General features: G+C 35.9%; 3 protein-coding genes. All 3 read right to left on the minus strand.

All coding sequences use genetic code 11. The features are described 5' to 3' along the window. The coding region (locus tag ACY651_RS01200) for an NRAMP family divalent metal transporter (RefSeq protein WP_462248873.1) at positions 1–702 on the minus strand (702 nt) is incomplete at its 3' end. Continuing rightward, the gene (locus ACY651_RS01205; protein ID WP_462248875.1) at positions 692–1,405 is read right to left on the minus strand and encodes a 5-oxoprolinase subunit PxpA; all 714 of its coding nucleotides are present in this window, start codon (positions 1,403–1,405) and stop codon (positions 692–694) included. The genes ACY651_RS01205 and ACY651_RS01200, both read right to left, overlap by 11 nt. Before the next feature lie 2 nt (positions 1,406–1,407). Then, positions 1,408–2,027: 5-oxoprolinase subunit C family protein (locus ACY651_RS01210; protein WP_462248877.1), on the minus strand; the 620-nt coding region annotated here is incomplete at its 5' end.

The raw sequence follows: 2,027 nt of genomic DNA on the forward strand, positions 1-2,027 counted from the left end.
CCGCATTAAAGATGCAATTAAAATTGCAGACACGGCACTTTTAGAAACCTGTTTGATATTTTCCTGCCCATGTATCCCTGCCTGCAGTAAACGATGTGCACCTGCAAAACTTATATAACCTCCAACGGTGCCGCCAACAATAGTAAGTATGATGGTTTCATTTATAGTATCAGGAATAAAAGTTTTAATTATCGCTTCTGCCATTGGCGGATGGGATTGAAAAGCTACATACAGGGTTAATACTATCATTACAAAGCCTAATAATTTTGCAAAAATATCAATTGCTTTTCCGGCTTCTTTAAAAATAAAAATAACAACAGCAATTATACAACTGATGATGGCACCCGTTTGCACACTGCAACCCGTTAATACTTTTAAACCAAGGCCGGCGCCGGCAATATTGCCAATATTAAATGCTATGCCGCCAATAATTATTAACACAGATAAAACATAACCTGTGCCGGGTAAAACTTTATTGGCCAAATCCTGAGCATACATTTTACTTACGCTGATGATGCGCCAGATATTTAATTGTGCACCAATATCCATTAATACAGAAACAAGAATTACAAAACCAAAACTTGCTTTAAGCTCTGCAGTAAATTTGGTGGTTTGTGTAATAAAGCCCGGCCCAATGGCCGAAGTTGCCATAAGAAAAGCTGCACCCATCAAAGGCCCGGAAAGAAAATTTTTATACTTCATTTATTTTTTTGTGAATGGTTTTTGCAAATTCTACAGCGTTTTCTCCATCGCCGTGAATACAAATAGTATCTGCTTGTAAAAATATTTCTTCACCTGTTATTGCTGTTACTCTATTTTCCTTTACCATTTGCATTATATGTTTTATCATAATGTCATTATTTTTTATTAATGCATTGGGTTGCGTACGTGGTGTAAGTGTGCCATCGGCCTGATAAGTTCTGTCTGCGAAAACTTCATTAGCGGTTTTCAATCCAATTTTTTCTGCGGCTGCAATCATAACAGAACCGGATAGCCCAAAATAAATAAGCCTTTCATCAAAATCTTTTACAGCTTTTGCGATTGCCGTAGCTGTAATAATATCTTTTGCAGCTATATTGTATAAAGCGCCATGCGGTTTTACATGATGCAATTTTGCTCCGCATTCTATTGCAATTGTATTTATTATTTTTAATTGATCAGTAACAATAGTATAAATTTCCTGTGGAGATAATTGCATAGCAGTTCTGCCAAAACTTTCCCTGTCTAAAAAAGAAGGATGAGCACCAATATTAACGTTGTATTGCAAACAAAGATTGATAACCTCCATTATAGTTGTTGCATCACCGGCATGATAACCGCAGGCAATATTTGCAGAACTGATAAAAGGCATCAGTTCTTTTTCGTTGCCGATGCCTTCTCCCATATCGCAATTAACATCTATCACTGTTATAAATATTTTTTTATGTTGAGGTGACAGGCATTTTTTATTTCCTGCAAAGTTTGGTGCATTGCCAGCAAAGCATCTTCTGCTTCGTGTAACGAAACTATTGTAAAATTAAAAGACTGACCCGGTTTAATTTGTGCCAGTTTAGGTATGTCAGCTTTTATTACACTTGCAATACGTGGGTAACCACCGGTAGTTTGATGATCTGCCATCAATACAATGCAGTTACCATCAGGTAATAGCTGTATAGTTCCTGCATCAACAGCAGAAGAAATTAATGCTGTTGGCTGTTGTAATAAAAGAGGTTTACCGTTTAAGCGGTAGCCCATTCTGTCGCTTTGGTTTGAAATAATAAAATCATGATTGATAAAATTTTGTTTAGGTAATTCGTCCATTAAATTCCATTCTATACTTTTTATGCAGCGAATATTATTTTGTGGCAGATAAATTTTATCGAGTTCATGTTGAGAAATACACCATGATAAAATTTTATTTTCATTGCTGGAAAAATGAGTTTTATTAAAATTTATGGTATCATCTTTTTGTAAAGCCCTTCCTAAATAACCGCCTGCACCAACTTTTAAATGGGTACTGCAACTGCCTAACCAGTTTTCTGCCTGCA

The sequence above is a fragment of the Ferruginibacter sp. genome, assembly GCF_031391665.1.
In the GTDB taxonomy this organism is placed as follows: domain Bacteria; phylum Bacteroidota; class Bacteroidia; order Chitinophagales; family Chitinophagaceae; genus Ferruginibacter.